Raw genomic sequence first — 26,399 nt, 5'->3', positions numbered from 1 at the left:
CGCCCGCGACCGGCGATCCGTTCCACGATCCCGCTCCCGCGAGCCCGTCCGCGACCTCGGCGTACGCACGGCGTACCCGATCCCCGGCACTGCCGCGGTGTCTCCCTGCGCACATATCGCCCCACCCCGCGCACACCTCCCAGGAGACCCGTATGTCAAAGCCCCCCGCCGCGTCCGCCGCGGCCGTCGTCTGCACCAACACCGGCTTCGCCTGGCCCGACGGCACCCCCGTCCTGGACGGCTTCCAGTTCTCCGTCGGCCCCGGCCGCACCGGCCTGGTCGGTCTCAACGGATCGGGAAAGTCAACCCTGTTGAAGCTGATCGCCGGTGAACTCACCGCCACCGCCGGCAGCGTCAAGGCCGTCGGCGAGGTCGGCTACCTCCCGCAGCACGCCTCCCTCGACACCCACCTGAGGGTCGACGAGGCGCTCGGCATCGCCGCCACCCGAGCCGCCCTGCACGCCATCGAGAACGGCGACCCGAGCGAGGAACACTTCGCGTCCGTCGGCGACGACTGGGACGTCGAGGAGCGCGCCCGCGCCACCCTCGACCAACTCGGTCTGCACGCCATCGGCCTCGACCGCACCGTCGGCGAGCTCTCCGGCGGCGAGTCCGTGCTGCTCCGGCTGGCCGCCCTGCTGCTCCGCCGCCCGGACGTGCTGCTCCTCGACGAACCCACCAACAACCTCGACCTGCCCGCCCGCCGCCGCCTCTACGACACGGTCGCCACCTGGTCCGGGGTCCTCCTCGTCGTCAGCCACGACCGCGAACTCCTCGAACACGTCGACCGGATCGCCGACCTCCGAGCCGGAGAAGTCCACTGGTACGGCGGCAACTTCAGCGCCTACGAACAGGCCCTCGCCGTCGAGCAGGAGGCGGCCGAGCGGATGGTGCGCGCCGCCGAGTCCGACGTCGCGCGCCAGCAGCGCGAACTGGCCGACGCCCGGGTCAAACTGGCCCGCCGGGTCCGCTACGGCAACAAGATGTACGCCCAGAAACGCGAACCCAAGATCGTCATGAACGCCCGCAAGGGGGAGGCCCAGGTCTCCGCCGGCAAACACCGCGCCCTGCACACCGAACGCCTCCAGGAGGCCAGGGAGCGGCTCGACGAGGCCGTCGAGGCCGTCCGCGACGACGACGAGATCCGCGTCGACCTCCCGTACACCGCCGTCCCGCCCGGCCGCACCGTCCTCACCGCCACCGGCCTGCGCACCCGCCACGGCACCCGCGCCGACCTGGAGATCCGCGGCCCCGAACGGATCGCGCTCACCGGCCGCAACGGCTCCGGCAAGACCACCCTGCTCCGCACCCTCACCGGCGACCTCCGGCCGGCCGCCGGCACCGCGGAGGTCCACGTCCCGCACCGCTTCCTCCCGCAGCGCCTCGACGAGGTCCTCGACCACGACCTCACCGTCGTCGAGAACGTCGCCCGCTACGCCCCGGAGGCCACCAACAACCGCATCCGCGCCCGCCTCGCCCGCTTCCTCTTCAAGGGCGCCCGCGCCGACCAGCAGACCGGCACCCTCTCCGGCGGCGAACGCTTCCGGGCCGCCCTGGCCGCCCTGATGCTCGCCGAACCGGCCCCCCAGTTCCTGCTCCTCGACGAACCCACCAACAACCTCGACATGTCCTCCGTCCGCCGCCTGGTCACCGCCCTGCACTCCTACGAGGGCGCCCTCCTCGTGGTCAGCCACGACCCCCGCTTCCTGCGCGAACTCTCGCTCACCCGCTGGCTGACCCTCGAATCCGGCACCCTCACCCCCGCCGACCCGCTCTGACCCGCCCCGGCCCCGGCCCCGGGACCCCGCTCCCGGGGCCGGGCCGGCGCTAGAAGTGCCGCACCAACTCCCCGAACGCCCCCAGCCGCAGCACCTTCGCATCCGCCGGATCCAACTCCTCGTGCTCCAGCACCCAGGTGTGGTCGTGCGGGATGTACACCGCGTTCAGCCCCGCCGACCGCGCCGGCAGGATGTCCGACTTCGGGGAGTTCCCGATCATCCACGTCCGCTCCGGCACCAGCCCGTAGGCCCGGGTCAACTCCTCGTACGCGGCCACGTTCTTCTCCGGCACGATGTGCACCCCGCGGAAGTGCCCGGTCAGGCCCGACGCGTTCACCTTCCGCCGCTGCTCCTCCTGGTCCCCCTTGGTCAGCAGCAGCAACTCGTGCCGCCCCGCCAGCTCCGCCAGCGTCTCGGCCACCCCCGCGATCAACTCCACCCGGTCCCCGGCGAACGCCGCCTGCCACCCGGCGATCCGCGCCCGCTCCGCCGCCGTGGCCGCCCGCCCCCGCACCCGCTCCAGGCACTCCCCGAGGCTCCGCAGGAACACCCGGCTCCCGTACCCCAGCGTCACCGCGTTCGCCGCCTCGATCCCGTTCAGCACGGACCGCACCGCCCCCCGGTCCATCCCCGGCCCGGCCAGCCACCCCGTGAACTCGTCGATCACCCGCTCGAAGATCACGTTGTTCTCCCACAACGTGTCGTCCGCATCGAAGATCAACACAGCCCGCACTCCTCTCACCCGCCATGAACCCGCCACGAACGGGGGCACCCTACGCACGCCCCCACCGCCCCCGCACGGGAATTCCGCGCACTTCCGCGCACCGTGCACCGGCGCCGACGGGGAAGTCCGGCAACGACGCGGTCCGGTGTCCAGGAACGGCGAAAGACCCCGGATCCGAAGATCCGAGGTCTGTCGCCTTGTGGTGTCCGAGGGGGGACTTGCACCGTACGCACATGCCGGTGATGCGGGGGGGGGGGGAATGCAGCTGGCGTAGCCGCGCACGGCTGGCACATGTCTACCGCGTGCCGCACAGGAAGCTCTCCCCTTTCCGCAAGTTACTACTCTGCGGGTGCGCAGACACATAGCCCGTCCGCATGAAGGCTCGTGCTGTGATACGGGCAGGCAGCGCCCGACATGGAATTCGGTGAGGCCGGAAGGTAGTCCGCGGTGTCCACGCTCAGCGTTCGCACCGGTGCCTCTCGACGACGGCCGGACCAGGGTTCACCCGACGCCGACACTCGGCGGCGTCATTTGACGCCGAGTTGACCGAGAACTCGTCTCGACATACGCGGCACCGTCACACACCGCACCTGATATGTCACGGTGCGAGCGGAACAACGGTCGAAGACCGAGCAGGCGGCACCCTGGAGGAAGAGAAGGTGTGAAGGCGGGAGAGGAGGCGTGATGCGAACCAGCGACGAGATCTATCACCGGGTCCGCTGGGACTCGCGGTTCGACCCCACCCGGTTCGTGCTGGGGATCAGCCAGCGCAGGGATGCCGTCAAACGCGTCCCGCTGCCTTCCTTTGTGCCCGGGGGCGACATCCCGTGGCACCGGGTGATGTTCATCGAGGCGGACGGCGAGGTGGTCTGGGACCGGGCCACAGGTGTGGACCGCATCGACGCGTCGGGGGCCGGCCGGGTGCGGGCCCCACAAGCGGACCCGAGCTTCGCCAGGAGCGAGCCCGCCGGCGTCCTCGATGTGTCCCCGACGGCCCGCACGGCGGTGGCCTGGATCCCGCCTGCGGAGCTGTGGCCGCCGATCCAGGACATCCGCCGGGATTACGATCCACAGATCCACCGCTGGCCGCCGCACGTCAATGTGCTCTTCGGTTTCGTCCCGGAGTCCGACTTCGAGCGGGCGGCCCCGTTGCTCGCCGCAGCGACGGCTGAGACGCCGGTCTTCACCGCCCGGCTGGGCGGGGTGCGCACCTTCCGGCAAAGGGCGTACGTCACCGTGTGGCTCGACCCGACGGCGGCCGGCGAAGCACCGTGGGTGGATCTGCACCGCGTACTGCAGCAGCGGTTCCCGCGGTGTCGTGGGCCCGCAAAGAACTTCACCCCACATCTGTCCCTGGGCCGGACCCGGGATCCGCGGCGAGTCACCGCAGACTGCGCCACCCGGCTCGACGCCATGACGGCGACGGTCTGGGAACTCGTCCTGCTCTCACGCAGCGGCGTCGGGCCGATGAGGGCACGGGCCACGGTCGCCCTGCGCACGGGCGAGGTCCGCTGGCTGCCCGCGCCCGGCCTCGAAGCGCCGGGCCCGGAGGACACGGCATGGCTCTCCGAGATCACCGACAGGTGAGGGGCGGGGAGGCAACGTAGGCGGCCGGTGCCCGAACTGATCGGACGCGGTGCGCGTGAAGGCTCTCTAACTTATAAGGACTTCACCCTTTTTGGACATCTTGTAGTAGTCGGTGACCGGTAATTCCAGTTTGAACACCATTCCGTACTGCTTGCGTATGTCGGCCACCGTCTTCTGCGCCGGTTCGCGCAGGCACCGTGTGACTGGCGGATCGCTCTTCATGCACGGGCTCAGCTCTTGCACCAGCCGCCTCTTGCTGCTGCGTACGGTGTCCCATGACAAGGTCTGCGAGGGGTTGAACACCTGGGCCGGTTCCTGCGTGTCCGGGCCCGTCGGGTTCGGGCCGTGGCCGCGGTAGTAGCCGACGAGGCGCCTGCGGTAGGAGTCGTGGTTGAACGGGATGGTGTCCCCGTGAGCGCCGTCGGAGGAGTAGTGGTCACCGGTGGTGAAGATGCCGTCCAGGACGTCTCCGATGCGGTGGGGGTCGGCGCCGTAGTAGGCGGTGAGGCGCAGGGCGCAGCGGATCTTGTACTGGTCTTTTCCGTCCTGGAAGAACCACTGTTTGGCTTCTCCGCCTGAGCAGATGTCGTCCACGGTGATCAGGGCCAGGGTGAGGGGGGTTTTCTTGTCGTAGGCGTCTGCGATGGATCGCAGGTGTTTCTCTGCCTTGTGCCGGGACTCTTCGGCCTGTTTGCTTCCTGCGAGTCTGCGTACCTCTTTGGGGCTGGTGGCGCGGTTTTGGGAGGAGCAGGCGGTGAGAGCGAAGATGAGGAGGACGGAGAGGAGTCCGAAGAGACGTTTGCCTGCGTTGCGTAAGGCGGTTGCGGCGTTCTTGGTCTGCTTCGTGGTCATGCGGCCATTGTGGCAATGCAGTCTGTGGCGTCTATCCATCCTGATGCTCATCTCCTGCGGGTACGGGGGCACCCCGTGTGGGGTGCCCCCGCTGATCGTGGCTGGGTGCGGTTACAGGCCCATGCCTGCCAGGGTGCGTTCCAGGGAGTTCGCGTAGAGGAACGCTCCTCCGATCTTGGGGTGGAACGACTGGGCGGAGAGGCCGTACTTGTTGATGAGCGGCCAGTCCTTGATCGGATCGTCGGATGCGGTGAGAGTCTTCACTATGCCGTGGACCTGTTCGGGGTCACCGCATACCGCCTGGCCCTCGAAGTCGTTCTTCGGGTTGGAGAACCAGACGGGTATGCCCTGCCTCTTGGCGTCGTCGGCTGCGCCCTGCATTGCGGTGGCGAGGGTGCCGGCGGTGTTGTTGAGCCATTCCGTCGACTCTGGGGTCAGGCCGATGATGGGAAGGCCCAGGATGCTGAGTCTGAGACAGGAACCGGTGTTGGAGATCAGGGGTGGGTAGCCCATGAGGGCGATCTTCGCGTTCGGGGCGAGCGCGTGGATCTGGTAGAGGGTCTGGGTGATGTCGGGTCGGACGATTTCGTTGATGATGCCGGGGGCGGCGTTCTCCAGTGGCTGTCCGACGAACTTCTGGTCCCTGCCGTGGACGTCGTCGTCCGGCTTGTCGAACGCCTTGTCCTTGCAGTTGCCGCTTCCGAAGGAGATCAGGCACTTCTGGATGATGTCGGAGAAGCGGGCGTCGTTGCCGCCGATGGAGATGGTGACCAGGGTGGTGTTTTCGTCGAGGTAGCCTTGGTCGATCTGCGGGAGTTCACCACCGCTGTCCTGGACCTTGCTCAGGACGTTGTAGGTGCGGGCTCCGGAGCAGGCGATGAGGTGGTAGTCCATGTCGAGGTCTAAGTTGTCGTCGAGGTAGCCGATCGGCTGGGGCTGGCCGGGAAGTTTGGCCAGCCGTGACCAGGTGTAGCGGGAGCGGTGGCAGGCGTCGCGGGCCTTGTCGTTGTTCTTGTTGCGGTAGTTGGTTTCGGGGTAGTAGTCGCGGTTGCCTTCGGATGCGCCTTCGCCGGAGGAGTACGAGTCGCCCATGGCGACGATCATGTTCTTCGGCTTGCCGGGGAGCGGCTGGAAAGCGACGGCTCCCCAGGCGATGTCTTCGTCGGCTGTTCCGTCTTTGGTGTTGTTGGACAGCTCGACCTTGGGCGTTCCGTTGAAGTGGAAGACACCGAGGCTGACCCATCGGCCTGCGCGCTGCTCGACGACGCGTTCTGCGCTGTGACTGTCGGTGTTGAGGACCCTGTATTTCGCCTGGCGGGTCTGTGCGCCGGTGTCGGGGAGATGGACCAGGACGCGCGCCCATCCGAGGGTTTCGGGGTCGGTCCAGGTGCCGTTGATGGTCATGGGGCCGTTTTCGCCACCGAGGTGGGCGGCGTCGCGGGTGCGGGCGTACCAGAAGTGGCCGCCGTAGCCGCCGCCGACCTGGTGAAGGTCTTCCTTGGCTTCGTACTGGTTGTCGCTGTCGGGGTAGAAGGTGAACTGGAAACTGCCTGATGAAGCGATCTGTCCGCAGTCACTCCACGTTTTGGTGGCGTCGGGGACGGAGGCGACCACATGGGAGCCTGATGGGGCGCCACAGATGGGCTGTCCGTACTGGAGACGGTAGCCGCGGCCGGGCTCGGTGATGAGCTTTTCGTACTTGATGTGCTCGTTTCCGCAGGTGGTGTTGCAGTCGGGCTTCCATGTGGCGTTGAGCTGGTGCCACCAGTACTGCTGGTAGCACTCCTTGTTGGGGCAGTCCGGCGGGGTGGCGGTGGAGCAGTTGTTGTTGCTGTTGCAGAAGGTGCTCAGGGGTGGCGAGACGGCGCTGCGGGCGGTGGTGGAGGTCCACCAGGCCGGGTAGAAGCCGGCGGTGGCGTAGCCGGATTCACCGGGCCAGTCCTGGCGGCCGGAGGTGGCGTAGGAGAAGCCGGTGTCGATGGACCAGGCGGACCAGCCCATCACCTTCTCCTCATAGGGCCAGTCCTGGGGGTGGGCGGCGTCCCTGATCGCCGTGGGGCCGTCGACGTCGGTGTCCATGAAGGGGTGGCCCCAGCCCTTGGCGTAGACGGGGTTGGCGGGGTTGTTGTACCAGCCCAGGCCCCAGTGTCCGTTGTTGGCGCCGGCATCGGCGGGGGTGTTGAAGCCGAGGTTGTAGTTCCAGATGGCGGTGAACCAGTTCTCGACCTTGGAGGGGTCGTCGTTGTTCACGGTGACTTTCTGGCCGTCGGTGTGAACCTCGTTCCACTTGTCGGCGAGGATCTGGACGGCTGCGGCGATGTTCGTGGCGTAGTCGATGGCCACGGCCTTCTGCTTTTCCGGTGGCAGGTTGGGGATCTTGTGCCCGGACGGGTCCGTCTTCTCGAATCCGTTGAGGCGCATGCCGTCGGTGACCTGTCCGACGCCGTATCCACAGTCGGACTTGTCCCAGTGGATTTTCCAGTAGGCGTTCGGGTCGCCTTCGACGGCCTTGCGGCCGTAGTAGCCGTCAGTGGCAGCGAGCGGACTGCCCATCTGGCCGGGGATGGAGCCGGATTCTGCCTGCCACAGGTTGGATTCCTGGGCCAGGATGCCGAGGAGGACGTTCGCGGGGACTCGTCCACCGCCCTTCAAGGTCGGTGCCGGGAATAAGCCCTGCGGGTCGATCGTGGCCAGATCCGCCTGGCTGCGGTAGCCGGTCTGTGTCAGGTAGTTGGCGTGCAGTTCGCCTCGGATGGCCATGTCGACCGCCCATTCCACCTGGTTGGGGGTGGGCTGCAGCGCCTGGACGTGGACGTCGTTGCGGGAGATCGCGCAGTGGCGATCCGGATCGGTGGGGTCGTGGGAGACACCGGCCGCTGCGAGGGAGCGCGGCTTCTCGCCCGTAGCGGCCAGGGCTGGCGAGGGGCGGGAGGCGGATGCGCTCGGCGCCTGCTGGGTGACGCCCTGGGTGACGGCGGTGCCGGTGGTGGTGGCTGTCGAGGTGACGGTCAGGGGCTGACTGTCGGGCCTGTTCGCCCCGCGCGCCTTGAGCTTCGCTGCGCTCTCCTTCGTGAATCCCTTGCCGGCGTTGGCGATCCGGTCCAGCCCGGCTTTGACGCCCGGGAACAGGACGGGCGCCGTGGCCAGGCGGCCCTCCGAGGAGATGTCGGAAGTGGCGGGAGCGTTCAGGGGTGTGATACCGGTACCGGCTGTGCTCGCCTTGCCTGCTGGGTGTCCGGTGAGAAAGACGCGGGAGGCGCCTTGGGCGAGGGCAAGATCGCCGAGGCGGCCGGTGGCGACCACGGTCGGCTCTCCGCTGCCCTTCCACACCTTTGCATGTGCTGTCTTGTCCCCGTCCCGTTCGATAAACGCCACACCCGTACCCTGGGTCGGGCGGATGTCGAACGGAACGCCCCCGGCTGCTGTGAGGGTGTTCACCTTGCCGGTGCGGTCGAGGTGGATGACACGGTTGCCACGGGCGGCAACCGTGCCGTCGGCCACGGGAACGGCCGACGTCACCTCGCCGCCTGCCGTGACGTCGCCGGTCGTGCGTCCGGCGGTGCTGACCGTGACCACCCGCGTCTCCATGCCCTTGATGTCGTTCATGCCGCGGAAGGCGGTGAAGGCGGCGGTGTGGGTGGCGGGGTTGCAGGTGGGGTCGAAGTATGCGAGGGAGGCGGTGAACGGCAGCTTCGTCACCGCACCGGTCCTGACGTTGACGATGGCGGTGAATGCACCGCCCTGCATCAGATCCGGCTTGTTGGTGAACGTCCGGGGGGCGTACACGGCTGCGACGTGATCGGCGTCCATGACGCACTGGTTGCCGATCCACGAGTCCGCGGGCATGCCTGGCTCGGACAGAGTGGCGGCGGTTTTCCACTCGTACGCCTTGGCGCTGTCGGCGACGAGGATCTTCAGACCATCGGCGTCAGCCGCTGCGGTGATGGCCCGGTCAGAGGACGTGTTCCACCCTTTGCCGAGTTTCTTGTCCGGGTCCGTGACCCGGGTTGGCGGCGGTGTCGGCTTGGCAGATGGTGTGGGCGACGGTTGCGGTTTGGTGTCGGCGAACGCCGGTATGGCGGCGGCCGGTATGAGCCCGGTCAGGATCGCCGTGGCCGCCAGGCTTGCGACCGCGACGCGGGCCTGGCGGGCTGGTCTGGGCACTCTTAACAACCTTTTCCCTTCTAGGGTCTCGTAGTCCTGCTTGCGCTAACTCGCGTTGTTCTTGAGGAGGTTCTTCACGTCGGACTGGACCAGGCGGGCCTCGGGCGTGGATCTCGTCGGTGGTCGTAAGCGCAGTGCCAGTCATGGCAGCGGACCGGTGTCGATCCTGTGGATACGGACGGGTTACGCGATGTCAGCTGCGCATTTCCCGCCGCGAGATGCGCTCGATGGTGATCTGGGGGTGCTGGGGTACTGGCTTACCCGGGTCGCTGACGGTGGGTTCGACCGGCCATGAGCCACCCGGATAGACCCCGACGACGTCGGTGTCGACATGCACGGTCGCGTCAAAGCCGCCCGGCCCCTGCACCCGTACGTCGACCTTGTAGAACGCCCGCCGAGAGCCGCTGTTCTTGATCTCCACAGGAACGATCAGTCCCGTTCCCGCACGGACGGGGAGGTAGACCGTCACATCCCCTTTGACAACCGCGTGCTGCTGGAAGTTCTTGTCGTCCGCCCCCGAACGCCCGGGGCGCACGGGATCACCACTGGGGGCGCTCGCAGCCCGTTCGGCATCAGCCCGCGCGCCAGCATCCCGGTCCCACACATTCCTCGGGCTGGGGCCGGCCACGGGTGCGGCCGGAGACGCGGCCGGCGAATGGGCCGTCGACGCAGACGCCGAGGGCTCCGGGGTGGCGACGGTCGCCATAGCGTGCGGGCTGCTCGACGGTGCAGCCGTCGGGTGGCTGCTGCACCCCACCGCCAGTGCGCCCGCAGCCAGCGTCGCGATCGCCAGCGCCGCGGTCTTGGCCCTATCGGGTATGCGGCGGCACGTATGAGATGAGTCAATTACAGAAGACGGCATGTCGGCCTGGCCTTTGTCGGGTCGTCGGTTCTCGACGAGCACGGAACACTCACCGGGCGTGCTGGTGTGCCTGCAAGCACACCAGCACCTGTGTCACGCGGGCAGACTACCGATGGCGTCTCCCGTCACACCTCGGCATGCTTCGCTAACTCCCCCTGTTCTAACCAGAGTTAGTCAGCCCGCGCTGGTCAGTCGCACGGGGTTGCGTAATCCACCCGGTTGATCAGGTAGGAGCCCGAGCCGGCGGAGTTCTTCATGAGCGCGGTCACCTTGGAGCAGAAGACGTAGTCCCCCGTGATCCGAACAGGGCCGGCGTACTGGGAGAAGGTGCCCTCATCCACGCTGCATCTCGGGTTGACCTGGTTCTCGCAGAGCGCGAGCTTCATGTACTTGGACGAGCCCATGTTGTTGTCGAAAATCGCGCAGGCGGCCGTGTTGTCGCTGTTGTTGTAGAGGAAGAGAGTTCCCCGCCGACTGCTTGCATCTGGCAGGCGCTGGGCCACCCACAGCGTAAATTCCGAGCCGCACAGGTAGCCCGCGTACTGGGCGGCCTTCGGCTCGGCCGCGGCAACCGCGCGGGTCTCCTTGCTCGCCTTGGACGAGATCGCCACACCCGCCACGGCGCCGGGCCCGTCGGTCGCCGAGGCTTGCGGCGCAGTGATCCCGAGTGTGGCCACAGCGGCCACGACGGCAAGCCCGCGAAGCGCGGCGGTCTTACTGATGATGGACATACGTCCCCCCTTGAAGGCTCTGCTGTTCATGCAATGGGCACGCATGACCACCCGACCGTTCAGCCGGATGGAAGGGCCCGGCCGTCGGCGGAAACACCGCACAACGCCTGGTGCCCCGTGCAGAGATGGAAGCGCGACACTCCCAACGATCGTCGCGGCTTGCCCCCCGATGCCCCGTTACGTGCCCACGGCCTGGTCGGATGACCGGAGGCGGACTAGACCATAGGTCCGAAGGCGGTGCAGGGCACGTGGTTAACCGACCAGTGACCGAAAAGCCGCTCTCTCAACTCGTAGAGATCCAGAGTTTGTTGTGGTCGCTGAGCTGCCCAGTAGCCACGGGTGGGACACGTGGAGGCAATTCTTCCCCTTTGCGGGGTTGACTTATTTTATTTCCGCAAGAGTCACGTATTGCAGCCTGTGAGTAGTGCGGCAAGAAACCTGCGGCGATTGTGGCCTTTGCGGCGATCGGGCCGGTAGCTGAGCCGCCAACGCTGCCACAGGCAATGTCTCGGAACACGGCTTCACGTTGCGCGCCGGTCGCCGCACGAAGGCCGAGACGGAGACAGAGAACCACCGCGTGCGCGTGAGACAGAGAACCCAGCGGATACCGGGTATCCGCGAGGTGCCGGGGTCCGGCGCGAAGTGCACCCGGCGGGCACCCTCTCCGCGAACGTCCGGCACCACTCGCCGGGCTACACGATGGCCCGCTACGGCCACAGCAGGAAGAACGGAGCCTGGAAGCTCGCCGCCTCCGGGGCCAACGGGCTCGGCCTGTCATCCCTGGTCTGACCTGGGGATTCGCTGGGCCGTTGGTCACGTGGTTGGTCACGCCACTGCCCAGAAATGACGAAAGCCCCTGGTGAGGGGCTATTCGTACTGGTGTCCGAGGGGGGACTTGAACCCCCACGCCCGATAAAGGGCACTAGCACCTCAAGCTAGCGCGTCTGCCATTCCGCCACCCGGACAAGGTGTCTGTCTTCGCGGCCTCCGGGCCGTTCTGACGAGGAAAACAATAGCAAACGTTCGGGGGTGGTCGATCACGCCCGGTCCGGAGCCGCCGCGGGGCTGTGATCGGCACATGTCGGGAGTATTGCGGCCTTGGGCGGAGCGGGCGCCGGGTGGAGGATGGCGGTGGACCCCGCCGCGGGGTGCCCTCGGGTGCGCCGCGGCCGTGAACCAAGAGGAGGCAGAGTGAGCGAGCTTCGCGAGCGAACCATGGAGAGGCGCGGGCCCCGCGCGGGCCGGGCCGGGCGAAGCGAGGTCCGGGCATGAGCGAGGCGCGGCCGGCCCGTACGGTCACCGGCGAGGACGAGGTCGTCGACCTGTGCCGGGACCTGATCCGGATGGACACCAGCAACTACGGCGATCACTCGGGGCCGGGGGAGCGCGTCGCCGCCGAGTACGTCGCCGAGAAGCTCGCCGAGGTCGGCCTGGAGCCGCAGATCTTCGAGTCGCACAAGGGGCGGGCCTCGACCGTCGCGCGGATCGAGGGCGAGGACCGCTCGCGGCCGGCCCTGCTGATCCACGGCCACACCGACGTGGTGCCGGCCAACGCCGACGACTGGACCCACCACCCGTTCTCCGGGGAGATCGCGGACGGCTGCGTGTGGGGCCGGGGCGCGGTCGACATGAAGGACATGGACGCCATGACGCTGGCCGTCGTCCGCGACCGGCTGCGCACCGGGCGCAAGCCCCCGCGGGACATCGTGCTGGCATTCCTCGCCGACGAGGAGGCCGGCGGCACCTACGGCGCGCGCTACCTCGTCGACCACCACCCGGAGCTGTTCGAGGGCGTCACGGAGGCGATCAGCGAGGTCGGCGGCTTCTCGTTCACAGTCAACGAGAACCTGCGGCTGTATCTCGTGGAGACGGCCCAGAAGGGCATGCACTGGATGAAGCTGACCGTGGCCGGCTCGGCCGGGCACGGTTCGATGATCCACCGGGACAACGCCATCACCGAACTGTCCGAGGCCGTCGGCCGGTTGGGGCGGCACGAGTTCCCGGTGCGGGTCACCAAGACCCTGCGGGCCTTCCTGGACGAGCTCGGGGACGCGCTGGGCACCGAGCTGGACCCGGAGAACATGGACGCGACGCTGGCCAAGCTCGGCGGGATCGCCAAGCTCATCGGCGCCTCGATGCGGAACACCGCCAACCCCACGCAGCTGGGCGCCGGTTACAAGGTCAACGTCATCCCGGGCGAGGCCACCGCCCACGTCGACGGCCGCTTCCTGCCCGGCTTCGAGGAGGAGTTCCTGGCCGACCTGGACCGGCTCCTCGGCCCGCGGGTCAGGCGCGAGGACATCCACGCGGACAAGGCGCTGGAGACCACCTTCGACGGCTCCCTGGTGGACGCGATGCAGTCGGCGCTCCAGGCCGAGGACCCCATCGCGCGGGCCGTGCCGTACATGCTCTCCGCGGGGACGGACGCCAAGTCCTTCGATGATCTCGGCATCCGGGGCTTCGGGTTCGCGCCGCTGAAGCTGCCGCCGGAGCTGGACTTCGCCGGGATGTTCCACGGCGTGGACGAGCGGGTTCCGGTGGACGGGCTGAAGTTCGGGGTGCGGGTCCTCGACCGGTTCATCGACCAGAGTTGAGGCAGCGGGGCGACGGGTGCGCGAGGTGCGACGGGGCGGTTTTCCGTCCCATCGGCCCTGCCCGCCTTGGGAGTTCGCCTCGCGAAGTCGTCCGCATAACGTGAAGTCGGCCTCAATTCCCTGTCTATGACGCCGACTTCGCCGGAACGGGTGAATGCTGCGATGTGTTCGTAGCTTCATGCGCCTTACCTCCGTTGACGGGGGTGCGGTCCGCGGCTGGGATCGCATTGCCTACAAGGAGGAACCATGATCAAGAAGGTCGTAGCCGCAGCAGCGGTCGCCGGTGGCTTCGTCATCGCCGGCGCCGGCCTGGCCGTTGCCGACTCCGGTGCCCAGGGTGCCGCGGTGCGCTCCCCGGGTGTGCTGTCCGGCAACGTCGTCCAGGCTCCGGTACACGTGCCGGTGAACGCCTGCGGCAACACGATCTCCGTGGTCGGCCTGCTGAACCCGTCCTTCGGCAACCACTGTGTGAACCGCTGACGTTACCGACGGCCTCTCCGGCCCGATTGCGGGCCCGGCTCGGTCCGGCTCCGGAATGTCCTTCCGACATTCCGGGGCCGCTGGGCATTTCGCGGGTGGAGGCCCCTCCCCGGGAGGCAGTCCGCGGAGCGTTCTCTCACCTCCGCCGGCGGTCATCCGCCCGCATTCCTGTAAAGCACTAGGCAGGGGAACACCAATGAGACAGGTCGCGAGGAAAGGTCTGATCACCATGGCGGCCGCGGGCGGCGCGCTCGCCATGGCCGCCGGAGCCGCGCACGCGGACTCCGGAGCCATGGGCCGCACGGCACACTCGCCGGGTGTCGGTTCCGGGAACACCATCCAGGCTCCCGTCGACGTCCCGATCAACGTCTGCGGCAACACCGTCAACGTCGTCGGCGCGCTCAACCCGTCGTTCGGCAACAAGTGCGGGAACGGGGCCGACGACCACGGCCACGGCCACGGCAAGCACCGGCGGCCGCCGGGCGGGCACGGCGGCGGCAGTGCGACGGGCGGGGCGACGCACTCCCCCGGCGTCGGCTCCGGCAACACCGTCCAGGCGCCGGTCGACGTCCCGGTCAATGTCTGCGGCAACAGCGTCGACGCGGTCGGCGTGATGAACCCGTCGTTCGGCAACGACTGCGGGAACGCCTCGCCGGGCGGCCCGGGCCACCCGGGACACCCCGGGCACCCCGGTCAGCCTGGACACCCGGGTCAGCCGGGGCACCCCGGTCAGCCTGGACACCCGGGTCAGCCGGGGCACCCCGGTCAGCCTGGACACCCGGGTCAGCCCGGTCACCCGGGTCAGCCGGGGCACCCCGGTCAGCCGGGTCAGCCGGGGCACCCCGGTCAGCCCGGTCACCCGGGGCAGCCGGGCCACCCGCACGGGCCGGGCGGGGCGCATGTGCCTCCGGCCGGCACCCCGCAGGCGCCGGGCGCCCCGGCGTCGCACGCGGGAAGCCACAACGTGACGGCACCGGAAGGCGGAGCACAGCTCGCGCACACCGGTGCCGGGACGCTGGGCTACGCGATCCCGGCCAGCGCGGGCCTGCTGCTCGGGGGAGCCGTCCTCTACCGCCGGGCACGTACCGCCCGTAGGTGATCAACGGCACTCCGTAGCACGCACGACGGAGCGGGCCCCGTCCTGGACGGGGCCCGCTCTGCCGTACTCACACCGTCCCCGGGCTCACCACGTCGCGCGCAGCTGGCGGATGATCCGGCGACGCAGCCGCACCCGGCGGCTGCCGTCGGGATTGAGACGAAGTCGGTCCAACTCCCAGTGCCCGTACTCGGCGTGGTCGGTCAGCAGGCGTGTGGTGGCCTTGCGGGAGACACCCCGTGGCACATACACATCGCAGAATTCGTATTCCGGCATCGCATCTATTGTGCGGGACCGGCCCCGGTACGGATAGCGTCTGCACTATGTCTGATGCTGCGCAGCCTTCCGCTGCCGAGGTACGTGCCGCCGCTGAGGCGGTCAAAGCCGCGCTGGACCGTCACCTCGACGCGGTCGAACGCCGCACGGGGGCGGACGATCCCGCCGTCTACGCCGCGTTCGACGAAGTCGCCGCGGCTGCCGAGCGCTATGACGAGCTGCTCTACGACGCCTACGACGAGGTCACCCCCTTCGAGATCCCCGGGAACGACGCCCTGCCCGCGTATGCCGGGCCCGAGGAACCGAGCGCGCTGAGCGTGCTCATCCGGCGCGACTACACCGTCGCCAAGCCGCAGCGGCTGCTGCATCAGGCCCAGCGCATCGCGGCCCTGGACCCCGATGCCGCGGACGACGCCACGGGCAACGCCCCGGACGCCGCCACGCTCGTCGGCAGCAGCGTGTACGCCGCGCTCGGTGTGCTCTTCGGGGAGTACGAACCGGACGAGATCGCCTCCCGGCACAAGGAGTTCGGCCTGGAGGAGGGCGACTCCACGCTGTGGGTGGCGGCCGTCGACGAGCCGGCCGAGCCGGGGGAGTGGCTCTCCGCGCCGTTCGACCAGGCGGATCCGCAGCGGGTGGTGTGCCGCTTCGACGTCAGCTCGGTCTTCGACGAGGAACTCGACGACGACGATGACGACGATCTGCTGGAGCCGGCCGACCGGAGCCGGTGAGGCACGACGGAAGGGGCCCGCGGGACGGACGGCCGATGCGCCGCCGCCCGCGGGCCCACCGCTGGGAACCCCCGGGCCGGGGGCGCGTCAGCCCTCGGACCCTTCCTCGGACTGCTCCTCGATCTGCGTCCGCAGCAGCGTCCGCAGCCGGGTGGTGCGCTCCTTGGCGGGGACTTCGGCGATCGCGCGGGACAGCGCCTGGCCCGCGCCCTGGACCACCGACAGATGCCGTTCGCCGCGGCTGAAGGCGGTGTAGGCCCAGGCGCGGGTCAGGCCGCCGGCGGCGTCGCCGGGGAGCACCACGACCGCGGCCGGCCAGCGCGACCCGGCCGCCTGATGGGCGGTGAGCGCCCAGCCGTGCCGGACCGCACCGGAGCCGACCTGCTCGCGCGGGACGACCACGGCGGTGCCGTCGCAGTCCAGGTGCAGGCCGTCGGCGTCGGCGCCGGTGACCGTGCCGGGGAGCGTACGGCCCGGCGCCGGGGAGTAGGCCACACGGTCGCCGGGGTCGAAGCCGCCGAACCGGCCGGGGCCGGGGTTGAGGCGCTCCTTGAGCGCGGAGTTCAGCGCGCGGGTGCCGGCCGCGCCGCCGTGGCCGACGGTGACGACCTGGGTCTGCTCGGCGGGAATGCCCAGCGCACGGGGGACCGAGTCGGCGACCAGCTGGACCGTGCGGTGCACCGCCTCGCGGGCGTCCCGCACCGGGACGGTGACCACCTCCTTGCCGGGCGCCTCGACCTCGGTCAGCTCGCCGATGCCGATGCCCGACACCAGCTCGCCGATCGGGCCGAAGTCCGGCGTGCGGGAGGCGACCTGGGGGCAGAACCGGGACTGCAGGACGTCCTGGAAGAGCCGCCCCGGGCCCGCCGACCACAGGACGCCGGGGTCGCCGCTGAGCACCAGGCGCGTCCCGTCGGTGAGCGATTCCACGAGCAGGGCGGTGGTCTCCAGATCCAGCTGGGGGGCGTCCAGCACGACCAGCAGGTCGAGGGCGAGCGCGCCGTCCGCGTCCCGCCCGGGGCCCTCCTGGCCGGACAGCAGACCGGCGACGGTCACCGCGGCCGGGCCGGCGGGCTCTGCCGGGGCGGAGTCCGGCGCGGCCTCGGCGAGCTGTGCGGCGAGTCGTCGGCGGCCGTCGGCGGTGTGGGCGGCGCCGAACGCCCGCAGCCCGAGGGCGCGGGCGGCGGCGATCAGCGCGGCGGGCTCGGCGCGGGCCGCCTCGCCGCCGGTGTGGGCCACCAGGCCGCTGTGCGCGACGGTCCGGATCAGCTCGCCGGCGGAGGACGAGGGGGCGGCCGCCGCGGCCTGCGCCCAGGCGTCGGCGGTGGGGTGGGCCCGGGGGCCGTCGGCCGGGTCGTCCGTGGCCGCGACGTCCTCGGTGTCCGCTGCCTCCTCGGTGTCCTCGTCCTCGGCGGACGGTGCCTGCACGACGTCCGCGCCGGAGTCCGCCACGGCACCTTCCGCGGCGCCGTCCGCAGCGCTGTCCGCGGCGCCGTCCGTCGGTTCGTCGGCTGGTTCGTCCGCCGGCGGTTCGAAGGTGTTCAGCAGCCGGGCCAGGCCGTCGGCGACGCTCTCCTCGGCCATGGCGAGCCGGTCCAGGCCGAGCAGCAGGCGGACCGGCTGCTCCTCCTCGCCCTCCGCCGCGGCGGCCCGGGGGCGGCCCGGGGTCTCCAGTGCGTCCTGGAAGACCAGCACCGCGCCGTCCGCGATGGCGCTCTGGAGGGCGTCGTCCGGATCCGGTACGGCGCGCTGGGCGAGGGCGGCGCGGAGTGCGGACGCCTCCAGGGCGGAGTGGCCGGCGACCGCGGCCTGCTCCAGCAGCCAGCCGATCAGCGCCTGGGCACGCCGCTCGTCACCGGGGCCGCAGGCGGGGCCGAGCAGCGCCCGGGCGAAGCCGTCGGCCTGCTCGGGGCGCACACCGGGCACCGCGAGCAGCTGCCAGGGGTCCTCGGTGAGCGCCTCGGCGGCCTGCTGGCCGAGCGCCTCCGCGGCCCGCTCGGCCAGTGCCTCGGGGGCGCCGCCGGCGGCCAGCACCCGCCGGACGCCCTCGACGCCGGGGGCCGGGGCGACGGCCGGGCGGGCCGCGGGGACCGCGGGGCCGGCCCCGGAGCCCTGGCCGCCGGCGTCCGGGACGGCTGGACGGGGCGGGGCGGGCGGCGGACCGGCGGGCCGCTGCGCGGCAACCTCGGGGCCCGGGCCCGCCGGTGCCGGCTGCGGGGACCGGCCCGGGCCGCCGGTGCCGGCCGGGCCGGTCGCGCCGTCCCGTGCCGGGCGGGCGGCCGGGGCCTTGGCGGCCGGCTTCGGGGTCTCGGCGAAGAACGACGCGGCGGAGCGCTCACCGCTCTCCACGGCCCGCACCGCCGCCGCCAGTGCCGCCACGGACGCGGCAGGGGCGGACCGCGCCGGGCCGTCGGCGCCGCCGGACTCGCCGCCCGGGCCGCCCCCGGGGGCCGCGGCCTCCTGCTCGGGCGGGTTGTCGCCGGCGCGGTCGGTACTCACAGCGTGCTCCAGTCGTGGTCGGGATAGTGGTGCACCGGAGCCGACACATCGTCCAGCGCCCGGAGGATCTCGTCAGGAAGACTAAGCGCCTCCACTGACAGTGCGGCTCTGAGCTGCGGCGCGGTGCGGGCGCCGAGGAGCGGGGCGGTCACGCCGGGGCGGTCGCGGACCCAGGAGAGCGCGACCTGCAGAGGGGTGACGGCCAGTCCGTCGGCGGCGGTGGCGACCGCGTCGACGACCCGGCTCGCGGTCTCGTCCAGATAGGGCGTGACGAACGGCGCCAGATGCTCCGAGGCGCCCCGGGAGTCGGCCGGCGTGGCATGGCGGTACTTGCCGGTCAGCACCCCGCGCCCCAACGGGGAGGACGGGAGCAGGCCCAGGCCCAGATCCCGGGCGGCGGGCAGCACCTCCCGTTCGACGCCGCGCTGGAGGAGGGAGTACTCCAGCTGCGCACTCGCCAGCCGGTTGCGGACGCCGGGGGCGGCCAGCTGCCAGGTGGCCGCCTTGGCGAGCTGCCAGCCGGAGAAGCCGGCCAGGCCCACATAGCGCGCCCGGCCGCTCGCCACCGCCAGATCGAGCGCCTGGAGGGTCTCCTCCAGCGGGGTGTGCGGGTCGAAGGCGTGCAGCTGCCAGAGGTCCACGTAGTCGGTGCCCAGGCGCTCCAGGGAGGCGTCCAGGGCCGCGAGCAGATGGCGGCGGGAGCCGTCCACCCGGCGGTCCGGCGCCAGGACGCTGCCCGCCTTGGTGGCGACGACGAGGTCCGTGCGCGGCACCAGCCCCTCCAGCAGCCGGCCGAGGAGGTACTCGGCGCCGCCGTCCGCGTAGATGTCGGCGGTGTCGACGAGCGTGCCGCCGGCCTCCCAGAACGTCTTGAGCTGTTCGGCGGCGTCCTGTTCGCCGGTGTCGCGTGCCCAGTTGAGGGTGCCCAGCCCGAGGCGGGACACCCGCAGGCCCGTGCGGCCGAGGTGCCTTTGCTCCATGGGCCAGACCCTACGCGCCGGGCCCCGCGCGCAGGGGACCTGTGGACAACCGCAGGTCCGCCGCGCCCGGACCGGCCTCCGGCCCACCGGTGACGGCCGCCGCACCCGCACGCTAGAGTCCCCGGAACAGCGACGTTACTGATGGGTAAGGGGAGCGGCATGAGGCTTGGCATCAACCTGGGCTACTGGGGCGCCGGCATGGACTCCGACAATCTCGCGGTGGCGAAGGAGGCCGACCGCCTCGGCTACGCCGTCTGCTGGGCGGCCGAGGCCTACGGCTCCGACGCCGCCACGGTGCTCTCCTGGGTGGCCGCGCAGACCGAGCGGATCGACGTCGGCTCGGCGATCTTCCAGATCCCGGCCCGTACGCCCGCGATGACCGCGATGACCGCCGCGACCCTGGACTCGCTCTCCGGCGGCCGCTTCCGGCTCGGCCTCGGCGTCTCCGGCCCGCAGGTCTCCGAGGGCTGGTACGGCGTGAAGTTCGACAAGCCGCTGGCCCGCACCCGGGAGTACGTGGAGATCGTCCGCAAGGCGATGACCCGCGAGCGGCTCTCCTACGAGGGCGCGCACTGGACGCTGCCGCTGCCGGGCGGCCCGGGCAAGCCGCTGAAGCTCACCGTGCACCCGCAGCGCGAGCACATCCCGCTCTACATCGCCGCGATCGGGCCCAAGAACCTCCAGCAGACCGGCGAGATCGCCGACGGCGCCCTGCTGATCTTCCCCTCCGCCGATCACCTGGAGGAGACCGCGATCTCCCACCTCCGGGCGGGCCGGGAGGCCGCCGGCAGGACCATGGACGGCTTCGACGTCTGCCCCACCCTGCCGCTGGCCCTCGGCGACGACAAGAACGTCAGCGCGCTCGCCGACTTCTTCCGCCCGTACACCGCGCTCTACGTCGGTGGCATGGGCAGCCGGAAGCAGAACTTCTACAACCAGCTGGCGCGGCGGATGGGATACGAGAAGGAGGCCGCCGAGATCCAGGACAAGTACCTGTCCGGGGACAAGGACGGCGCCGCCGCGGCCGTCCCCGAGCGGCTGATCGACCAGACCACCCTGCTCGGCTCGGTCGACCGGATCGCCGAGCGGATGCAGGCGTACGCCGCGGCCGGCGTGACCACCCTGACGGTGACGCCCGCCGGCTTCACCCTGGAGGAGCGGCTGGCCGCGCTCCGCGCCGGCACCGAGGCGCTGGAGCGGTCCGGCCTGGCGTAGCGCCACGCACCGCGCACACGCGAAAGCCCGGCGCGGAAGGCGCCGGGCCCGGGAAGCGCTGCGGCCGTGGTGGGGGCTCGGGGGTCTTCCCCGCCACGGCCGTCAAGGAACTCAACGCCCCAGGGACGGGCGGGTTACGGGCCTCACGCCCCGCGCGTCAGGCGAACGGGCGCAGCGGGCCGCGCCCCCGGTTGCCGGGGGCGGAACGCGGCATTTGACTCTCCGAGCACGGGTGTGTCCGTTCGGAGGTGACGCTGATGTTCTCGGCCAGGAGCCTGTTCCAGGAGATCGTCGACAACGACGCCTCCTACCGTCTCTTCTGCTCCATCGCGGCCAGCGGGGAGGCCCAGGGCGGCTGGGAGAACGGGCGGATCGCCGCACTGCTGCCGGCGTCCCACGGCGACCTGGCGCCCAAGGTCGCCCGGCACGGCGCCGACGAGGACAAGCACGGCCGGATCTTCCGCGCCCTGCTCCGCCGGCGCGGCCTGACGCCCGTCGAGGTTCCCGAAGCCACCGACTACACCATGCTGTTGGAGCGGCGCGGCATCGGACTGGCCCACGACAAGCTCCGCCGCGAAGAGCCGCTGGGCGAACGGGACATCGTCACCTACCTCGCGCACAGCCGGGTCACCGAGCAGCGCGCCGCGGAGCAGATGCTGCTGCTCCGGAAGTACTTCGGCGACCATCCCGAGCTGGGCCGGGCGGTCCGGATGATCTGCCACGACGAGGAGAACCACCTCGCGTACTGCCACGAGGAGCTGCTGCGGCTGGCCCGGGCCGGTCACGGACGCGCCATCCAGCGGACCCTGCGGCAGTCCGCGCTCGCCGAGATCGCCGTCCACCGGGACGTCGGCCTGGCCGTGATGGCGCGGATGGGCCGCATCCTGGGCTGGTCCCGGACCAGATCGGCACTGATCAGGGCCGGGATCCTGGCGTTCTACGGCTACGAGCGGCTGCTCGGCTGGCGGCGGATGGTCAGCCTCGCGATGCCCGAGCGGCGGAACGCGCTGGGCGGGCCGGCCGCCGCCGCGCCGGAGTTCGCCTGAGCAACCGCGGCCCCCGGCCCCCGCTCACAGCCAGCCGCGGCGCTTGAACAGCCGGTAGAGCAGCACCTCGATGGTCGCCATCAGCAGCAGGATCACCGGGTAGCCCAGCGGCCACTTCAGCTCCGGCATATCGCTGAAGTTCATGCCGTAGATGCCCGCGATCAGGGTCGGCACCGCGGCCAGCGCCGCCCAGGCGGAGATCTTGCGCATGTCGTCGTTCTGCCGGACGCCCATCTGCGCCAGATGGGCGGCGAGGATGTCCGACAGCAGCCGGTCCAGCGACTCCACCGACTCGTTGGCACGGGTCAGATGGTCGCCGACGTCCCGGAAGAACGGCCGGGCGTGATCGTGCACGAACGGCACACCGGGGTTCTGCAGGCGGTTCATCGGCTCGACCAACGGGACGGTGGCCCGGCGGAATTCGAGCACCTCGCGCTTGAACGCGTAGATCTGGGCGGCGGTGCCCCGGGTCTCCCGGCGGATCGGCGCGAACACCTCGGCCTCCAACTCCTCCATGTCCACCTGGAGTTCGCCGGCGACCTCGATGTAGTGGTCCACCACCGCGTCGCTGATCGCGTAGAGCACCGCGCCGGGGCCGTGCCGCAGGATCTCCGGATGGTGCTCCAGCCGCCGACGGACCGCCGCCAGCGGACTGGCCGTACCGTGCCGGACGGTGACGACGAACGAGTCGCCGACGAAGACCATCAGCTCCGAGGCGGTCACCGTGTCGGCCGTGACGTCGTAGGTGATCGGCTTCAGCACCACGAACACCGAGTCGTCGTAGACCTCCAGCTTGGGCCGTTGGTGGGCGTTGAGGGCGTCCTCCACGGCCAGCGGGTGCAGCCCGAACTTGCTGCTGACCTCGTCGAACTCGTGCTGGGTCGGCTCGTACATGCCCAGCCACAGAAAGGAGTGCCCCTCCGCCCGGGCCGCGGCCAGTGCGCGCGAGAAGTCCCGCGCGCACTCATGGCGGCGGCCCTCGCGGTAGATGGCGCAGTCCACGATCACACCAGGCATTCTCGCCCGCGGCAGAAGCCCCTGCCAGGGAAGAAGCCGACCCGCCCCGGGACCTTCTTGCCGGACAGGCCCTAGGGTGGCGGGCATGCCCACGCTGATCCTGGTGCGGCACGGCCGCTCCACCGCCAACACCTCCGGCGTGCTCGCCGGCCGGACGCCCGGCGTCGCCCTCGACGAGCGGGGCGCCGCCCAGGCCGCGGCGCTGCCCGCCCGGCTCGCGGACATCCCGCTGGCGCTCGCCGTCACCAGCCCGCTGCAGCGCTGCCGGGAGAGCCTGGGGCCGCTGCTGGCGGCCCGCCCCGGGCTGCGCCTGGAGACCGACGAGCGGATCACCGAGTGCGACTACGGCGACTGGTCGGGGCGCAAGCTCGCCGAGCTGGCCGACGAACCGCTGATGGAGACCGTCCAGCAGCACCCCTCCGCGGCCGCCTTCCCCGGCGGCGAGCCGATGCGGGAGATGCAGGCCCGCGCGGTGGCCGCGGTCCGGGACTGGAACGCCCGGGTCGAGGAGACCTCCGGTGCGGAGGCGGCCTACTTGATGTGCTCGCACGGCGACCTCATCAAGTCCCTGGTCGCCGACGCCCTCGGCATGCACCTGGACCTCTTCCAGCGGATCTCCGTGGAGCCGTGCTCGGTGACCGTGATCCGCTACACCCGGCTGCGGCCCTACCTCGTACGGCTCGGCGACACCGGCGACCTCGCCTCGCTGGTGCCCCGCGAGGACGCCGGCGGCGCCGGCGGCGAGCGGGACGCGGCCATCGGGGGCGGTGCGGGCGCAGCGTGATCAGCAGGCGCAGTAGGGTGGTGCGACGGCGCTGCCCGCGACGCCCCTGTGATCCGCGCCGTACCCCCTCCGGGACGCCGCGACCGCAGCGACCGCACTGACCCAAGCAGTCGACACAATCGGAGCAGGACGTTGTCCCGTCAGGTGTTCTTCTACGACCTACCGGACCGCTTCGTGGCCGGTACGGTCGGGCTGCCTGGCCGCCGTAGCTTCTTCCTCCAGGCCACCGCGGGTGGCCGCGTCACCAGCGTCGCCCTGGAGAAGACCCAGGTGGCCGCGCTCGCCGAGCGGATCGACGAGCTGCTGGACGAGGTGGTGCGGCGCAGCGGCGGCAGCGCCCCGGTACCCGCGGTCTCCCCGTCCGAGATGGCCGACACCGCGCCGTTGGAGACGCCGGTGGAGGAGGAGTTCCGGGTCGGCACCATGGCGCTGGCCTGGGACGGCGACGAGGAGCGGATGATCGTCGAGGCGCAGGCGCTGGTCGAGTTGGAGGCCGACAGCGACGAGGACCTCGCCGACGCCGAGGAGCGACTGCTCCAGGACGACGAGAACGGCCCGCCGATGCTCCGGGTGCGGCTGACCGGCACCATGGCCCGGGCGTTCGCCAAGCGGGCGCTGGACGTGGTCAACGCCGGCCGCCCGCCGTGCCCGCTGTGCAGCCTGCCGCTCGACCCGGAGGGACACGTATGCCCGCGCCAGAACGGATACCGGCGGGACGCCTGAACCCCATGGAGCCCGTCGCCGAACCGGCCGGCCCGGATGCCGCCCGCGCGGTCCCGCGGGAGCCGGCCCGGGAGCCCGTCGGGAGCCTGCCGCCGGCACTGCTCGCCGAGGGCGAGCTGACCGTCCGCGGCCAGGTCCCCGACGCCTCCAACGCCGTCCTCTACTGCACCGTCGAGCGCGACGGGCGCAGCGCCGCATGCGTCTACAAGCCGGTCGCCGGCGAGCGCCCCGCTGTGGGACTTCCCCGACGGCACGCTCGCCCAGCGCGAGGTCGCCGCCTACGAGGTCTCCCGGGCCTGCGGCTGGGACCTCATCCCCACCACCGTGCTGCGCGACGGCCCGTACGGCACCGGCATGGTCCAGGAGTGGATAGCGCCGCCCGGGGACGGCGACGAGGCGCCCGAGCTGCTGGCGCTGGTCGCCGAGGACGAACCGGCGGCGGGCTGGAAGGCGGTCGGCCGGGCGGAGATCGGCGCGGGCCGCACCGCGCTGCTGGTCCATGCCGACGACCCCCGGCTGCGCCGGCTGGCCGTCCTGGACGCGGTGATCAACAACGGCGACCGCAAGGGCGGCCATCTGCTGCCCGGGGCCGGTGGCGCGTTCTTCGCGATCGACCACGGTGTGACGTTCAACTCGGCGGACAAGCTGCGCACGCTCCTGTGGGGCTGGGCCGGCGAGCCGCTGCCCGGGGAGGCGCTGGAGGTGCTGCGCGGTCTGCGGGCGGCACTGGCCGACGGCGCGCCGCTCGCCGCCCGGTTGGCGGAGCTGATCACGGATGCCGAGCTGGCGGCGCTGCGCGCGCGGGTCGAGGGGCTGCTGAGCAGCGGACGGCACCCGGAGCCGAGCGGGGAGTGGCCGGCGATTCCCTGGCCGCCGGTCTGAGCCGACACCGGCCCCGGCCGCCCAACGGCCGTATGCCTCCGGCACATCCGGTGGCACATCCGGCCGCGGATCGCAAGACCACCTTTCCAGCCAGAGAGGCCCCTCCGGTTCGTATGCGGAACATCCGTCCGGTTACGCTCAAGGCATGCATGCATGGCCCGCTTCTGAGGTCCCCGCCCTGCCCGGTCAGGGCCGCGACCTGAGGATCCACGACACCGCGACCGGCGGACGGGTGACCCTCGACCCCGGTCCCGTCGCCCGTATCTACGTCTGCGGCATCACGCCGTACGACGCCACCCACATGGGGCACGCGGCGACCTACAACGCGTTCGACCTCGTTCAGCGCGTGTGGCTCGACACGAAGCGCCAGGTGCACTACGTGCAGAACGTCACCGACGTCGACGACCCGCTGCTGGAGCGGGCGGTGGCGACCGGCGTCGACTGGACCGCGCTCGCCGAGCGCGAGACCGCCCTCTTCCGCGAGGACATGACGGCGCTGCGGATGCTGCCGCCGCGCCACTACATAGGCGCCGTCGAGTCGATACCGTGGATCGTCCCGCTGGTCGAGCGGCTGCGCGAGGCCGGTGCGGCCTACGAACTCGACGGCGACACCTACTTCTCGGTGGCCTCCGACCCGCACTTCGGCGAGGTCTCCGGCCTGGACGCCGAGGCGATGCGGCTGCTGTCCGCCGAGCGCGGCGGCGACCCGGAGCGCGAGGGCAAGAAGAACCCGCTCGACCCGATGCTGTGGATGGCCGCCCGCGACGGCGAGCCGAGCTGGGACGGCGGGTCGCTGGGCCACGGCCGGCCCGGCTGGCACATCGAGTGCGTCGCCATCGCCCTGGAGCACCTGGGCATGGGCTTCGACGTCCAGGGCGGCGGCTCCGACCTCGCCTTCCCGCACCACGAGATGGGCGCCTCGCACGCCCAGGCACTGACCGGCCGGCACCCCTTCGCCCAGGCGTACGTGCACGCCGGCATGGTCGCCCTGGACGGCCAGAAGATGTCCAAGTCCAAGGGCAACCTGGTCTTCGTCTCCGCGCTGCGCCGGGCCGGCACCGACCCGGCGGCGATCCGCCTGTCGCTGCTGGCCCACCACTACCGCAGCGACTGGGAGTGGACCGACGAGGTGCTCCGGGACGCCGAGGACCGGCTGGCCCGCTGGCGTTCCGCGGTCTCCCGCCCGGACGGCCCGCCCGCCGAGGCCCTCCTCGCGGAGATCCGCACCGCCCTGGCCGACGACCTGGACGCGCCGGCCGCGCTCGCCGCGGTGGACCGCTGGGCCGCCGCGCAGGAGGCCGACGGCGGCACCGACGAGGGCGCGCCCGGCCTCGTCTCCCGCGCGGTGGACGCCCTGCTGGGCGTGGCGCTGTAGGGA

Annotated in this window: 21 protein-coding genes, 1 tRNA gene and 1 pseudogene; 13 read left to right on the top strand and 10 right to left on the bottom strand. The window is 71.2% G+C overall.

What is annotated here, in order from left to right; translation table 11 throughout:
- Positions 1-152: 152 nt before the first annotated feature.
- Positions 153-1,778 carry an ABC-F family ATP-binding cassette domain-containing protein gene (locus K2224_RS24210; RefSeq protein WP_221908613.1) on the top strand — a complete coding sequence of 542 codons (1,626 nt, stop codon included), beginning with the start codon at positions 153-155 and terminating at the stop codon, positions 1,776-1,778.
- 49 nt (positions 1,779-1,827) lie between these two features.
- Here K2224_RS24210 and K2224_RS24205 read toward each other — a convergent pair whose 3' ends face one another.
- Positions 1,828-2,511 carry an HAD family hydrolase gene (locus K2224_RS24205; protein WP_221908612.1) on the bottom strand — a complete coding sequence of 228 codons (684 nt, stop codon included), beginning with the start codon at positions 2,509-2,511 and terminating at the stop codon, positions 1,828-1,830.
- A 675-nt stretch (positions 2,512-3,186) separates the two neighbouring features.
- Between K2224_RS24205 and K2224_RS24200 the strand changes: the two genes are divergently transcribed.
- Positions 3,187-4,089 (top strand): RNA repair domain-containing protein, encoded by a 903-nt coding sequence (locus K2224_RS24200; protein ID WP_221908611.1) that lies wholly within the window; start codon positions 3,187-3,189, stop codon positions 4,087-4,089.
- A 66-nt stretch (positions 4,090-4,155) separates the two neighbouring features.
- Here the strand turns inward: K2224_RS24200 and K2224_RS24195 are convergent, their stop codons facing one another.
- The 4 genes from K2224_RS24195 to K2224_RS24180 all read right to left on the bottom strand — a co-directional run bounded on the left by K2224_RS24195 (position 4,156) and on the right by K2224_RS24180 (position 10,698).
- On the bottom strand, positions 4,156-4,941 hold the full coding sequence (locus tag K2224_RS24195; RefSeq protein WP_221908610.1) for a hypothetical protein: 786 nt from the start codon (positions 4,939-4,941) through the stop codon (positions 4,156-4,158).
- A 111-nt stretch (positions 4,942-5,052) separates the two neighbouring features.
- Entirely contained in the window at positions 5,053-9,105 is a 4,053-nt protein-coding gene (locus K2224_RS24190) for a GDSL-type esterase/lipase family protein (protein WP_221908609.1), read from the bottom strand.
- A gap of 193 nt (positions 9,106-9,298) precedes the next feature.
- On the bottom strand, positions 9,299-9,640 hold the full coding sequence (locus K2224_RS24185) for a hypothetical protein (RefSeq protein WP_221908608.1): 342 nt from the start codon (positions 9,638-9,640) through the stop codon (positions 9,299-9,301).
- A gap of 515 nt (positions 9,641-10,155) precedes the next feature.
- A complete protein-coding gene (locus K2224_RS24180; RefSeq protein ID WP_221908607.1) occupies positions 10,156-10,698 on the bottom strand; it encodes a hypothetical protein in 543 nt (180 codons plus the stop codon).
- Positions 10,699-11,340: 642 nt separating this feature from the next.
- Here K2224_RS24180 and K2224_RS24175 point away from each other — a divergent pair.
- Complete coding sequence (locus K2224_RS24175) at positions 11,341-11,487, top strand: hypothetical protein (protein ID WP_221908606.1); 147 nt, start codon at positions 11,341-11,343, stop codon at positions 11,485-11,487.
- 88 nt (positions 11,488-11,575) lie between these two features.
- On the opposite strand, the gene K2224_RS24170 is transcribed toward K2224_RS24175, so the two are convergent.
- Positions 11,576-11,663 (bottom strand) — tRNA-Leu (locus K2224_RS24170).
- Between the two features lie 303 nt (positions 11,664-11,966).
- Here K2224_RS24170 and K2224_RS24165 point away from each other — a divergent pair.
- The 3 genes from K2224_RS24165 to K2224_RS41445 all read left to right on the top strand — a co-directional run bounded on the left by K2224_RS24165 (position 11,967) and on the right by K2224_RS41445 (position 14,871).
- Positions 11,967-13,292: a M20/M25/M40 family metallo-hydrolase gene (locus tag K2224_RS24165; RefSeq protein WP_221908605.1), complete on the top strand. Its 1,326-nt coding sequence runs from the start codon at positions 11,967-11,969 to the stop codon at positions 13,290-13,292.
- Between the two features lie 246 nt (positions 13,293-13,538).
- On the top strand, positions 13,539-13,772 hold the full coding sequence (locus K2224_RS24160) for a chaplin (protein ID WP_221908604.1): 234 nt from the start codon (positions 13,539-13,541) through the stop codon (positions 13,770-13,772).
- A gap of 196 nt (positions 13,773-13,968) precedes the next feature.
- Complete coding sequence (locus K2224_RS41445; protein WP_221908603.1) at positions 13,969-14,871, top strand: chaplin; 903 nt, start codon at positions 13,969-13,971, stop codon at positions 14,869-14,871.
- Between the two features lie 84 nt (positions 14,872-14,955).
- On the opposite strand, the gene K2224_RS24150 is transcribed toward K2224_RS41445, so the two are convergent.
- Positions 14,956-15,144 carry a DUF5703 family protein gene (locus tag K2224_RS24150; protein WP_014059547.1) on the bottom strand — a complete coding sequence of 63 codons (189 nt, stop codon included), beginning with the start codon at positions 15,142-15,144 and terminating at the stop codon, positions 14,956-14,958.
- A 47-nt stretch (positions 15,145-15,191) separates the two neighbouring features.
- On the opposite strand from K2224_RS24150, the gene K2224_RS24145 reads away from it, so the two are divergent.
- Complete coding sequence (locus K2224_RS24145) at positions 15,192-15,875, top strand: hypothetical protein (RefSeq protein WP_221908602.1); 684 nt, start codon at positions 15,192-15,194, stop codon at positions 15,873-15,875.
- Between the two features lie 87 nt (positions 15,876-15,962).
- Here the strand turns inward: K2224_RS24145 and K2224_RS24140 are convergent, their stop codons facing one another.
- Entirely contained in the window at positions 15,963-18,374 is a 2,412-nt protein-coding gene (locus tag K2224_RS24140; RefSeq protein WP_221908601.1) for a helix-hairpin-helix domain-containing protein, read from the bottom strand.
- Positions 18,371-19,354, bottom strand: coding sequence for an aldo/keto reductase (locus K2224_RS24135; protein WP_221908600.1), 984 nt, complete (start codon positions 19,352-19,354; stop codon positions 18,371-18,373). The genes K2224_RS24140 and K2224_RS24135 overlap by 4 nt, the downstream gene beginning before the upstream one ends.
- A gap of 159 nt (positions 19,355-19,513) precedes the next feature.
- On the opposite strand from K2224_RS24135, the gene K2224_RS24130 reads away from it, so the two are divergent.
- Positions 19,514-20,569 (top strand): LLM class F420-dependent oxidoreductase, encoded by a 1,056-nt coding sequence (locus tag K2224_RS24130; RefSeq protein WP_221908599.1) that lies wholly within the window; start codon positions 19,514-19,516, stop codon positions 20,567-20,569.
- Positions 20,570-20,826: 257 nt separating this feature from the next.
- Entirely contained in the window at positions 20,827-21,615 is a 789-nt protein-coding gene (locus K2224_RS24125) for a ferritin-like domain-containing protein (RefSeq protein WP_221908598.1), read from the top strand.
- Positions 21,616-21,639: 24 nt separating this feature from the next.
- Here the strand turns inward: K2224_RS24125 and corA are convergent, their stop codons facing one another.
- Complete coding sequence (gene corA, locus K2224_RS24120; RefSeq protein WP_221908597.1) at positions 21,640-22,632, bottom strand: magnesium/cobalt transporter CorA; 993 nt, start codon at positions 22,630-22,632, stop codon at positions 21,640-21,642.
- A gap of 85 nt (positions 22,633-22,717) precedes the next feature.
- On the opposite strand from corA, the gene K2224_RS24115 reads away from it, so the two are divergent.
- From K2224_RS24115 to mshC, 4 genes and pseudogenes are all read left to right on the top strand, one after another.
- On the top strand, positions 22,718-23,416 hold the full coding sequence (locus tag K2224_RS24115; RefSeq protein ID WP_221908596.1) for a histidine phosphatase family protein: 699 nt from the start codon (positions 22,718-22,720) through the stop codon (positions 23,414-23,416).
- A 132-nt stretch (positions 23,417-23,548) separates the two neighbouring features.
- Complete coding sequence (locus K2224_RS24110; RefSeq protein ID WP_221908595.1) at positions 23,549-24,139, top strand: DUF3090 domain-containing protein; 591 nt, start codon at positions 23,549-23,551, stop codon at positions 24,137-24,139.
- 5 nt (positions 24,140-24,144) lie between these two features.
- Positions 24,145-25,021: pseudogene (locus K2224_RS24105) on the top strand (SCO1664 family protein).
- 145 nt (positions 25,022-25,166) lie between these two features.
- Positions 25,167-26,396 carry a cysteine--1-D-myo-inosityl 2-amino-2-deoxy-alpha-D-glucopyranoside ligase gene (mshC, locus tag K2224_RS24100; protein ID WP_221908594.1) on the top strand — a complete coding sequence of 410 codons (1,230 nt, stop codon included), beginning with the start codon at positions 25,167-25,169 and terminating at the stop codon, positions 26,394-26,396.
- The last annotated feature ends 3 nt before the right edge of the window (positions 26,397-26,399 follow it).

Origin of the sequence: Streptomyces sp. BHT-5-2, from assembly GCF_019774615.1 — a bacterium.
Classification (GTDB): domain Bacteria; phylum Actinomycetota; class Actinomycetes; order Streptomycetales; family Streptomycetaceae; genus Streptomyces.
This window is presented reverse-complemented; position numbering and strand designations above follow the sequence as displayed.

What these genes read in the sequence shown, in the direction of transcription:
- K2224_RS24180 (WP_221908607.1), bottom strand. Translation starts at nt 10,698, where the DNA reads ATGTCCATCATCAGTAAGACCGCCGCGCTTCGCGGGCTTGCCGTCGTG.
- K2224_RS24195 (WP_221908610.1), bottom strand. Translation starts at nt 4,941, where the DNA reads ATGACCACGAAGCAGACCAAGAACGCCGCAACCGCCTTACGCAACGCA.
- K2224_RS24125 (WP_221908598.1), top strand. Translation starts at nt 20,827, where the DNA reads ATGTTCTCGGCCAGGAGCCTGTTCCAGGAGATCGTCGACAACGACGCC.
- K2224_RS24210 (WP_221908613.1), top strand. Translation starts at nt 153, where the DNA reads ATGTCAAAGCCCCCCGCCGCGTCCGCCGCGGCCGTCGTCTGCACCAAC.
- mshC (WP_221908594.1), top strand. Translation starts at nt 25,167, where the DNA reads ATGCATGCATGGCCCGCTTCTGAGGTCCCCGCCCTGCCCGGTCAGGGC.
- K2224_RS24165 (WP_221908605.1), top strand. Translation starts at nt 11,967, where the DNA reads ATGAGCGAGGCGCGGCCGGCCCGTACGGTCACCGGCGAGGACGAGGTC.
- K2224_RS24160 (WP_221908604.1), top strand. Translation starts at nt 13,539, where the DNA reads ATGATCAAGAAGGTCGTAGCCGCAGCAGCGGTCGCCGGTGGCTTCGTC.
- corA (WP_221908597.1), bottom strand. Translation starts at nt 22,632, where the DNA reads ATGCCTGGTGTGATCGTGGACTGCGCCATCTACCGCGAGGGCCGCCGC.
- K2224_RS24145 (WP_221908602.1), top strand. Translation starts at nt 15,192, where the DNA reads ATGTCTGATGCTGCGCAGCCTTCCGCTGCCGAGGTACGTGCCGCCGCT.
- K2224_RS24115 (WP_221908596.1), top strand. Translation starts at nt 22,718, where the DNA reads ATGCCCACGCTGATCCTGGTGCGGCACGGCCGCTCCACCGCCAACACC.
- K2224_RS24130 (WP_221908599.1), top strand. Translation starts at nt 19,514, where the DNA reads ATGAGGCTTGGCATCAACCTGGGCTACTGGGGCGCCGGCATGGACTCC.
- K2224_RS24135 (WP_221908600.1), bottom strand. Translation starts at nt 19,354, where the DNA reads ATGGAGCAAAGGCACCTCGGCCGCACGGGCCTGCGGGTGTCCCGCCTC.
- K2224_RS41445 (WP_221908603.1), top strand. Translation starts at nt 13,969, where the DNA reads ATGAGACAGGTCGCGAGGAAAGGTCTGATCACCATGGCGGCCGCGGGC.
- K2224_RS24150 (WP_014059547.1), bottom strand. Translation starts at nt 15,144, where the DNA reads ATGCCGGAATACGAATTCTGCGATGTGTATGTGCCACGGGGTGTCTCC.
- K2224_RS24200 (WP_221908611.1), top strand. Translation starts at nt 3,187, where the DNA reads ATGCGAACCAGCGACGAGATCTATCACCGGGTCCGCTGGGACTCGCGG.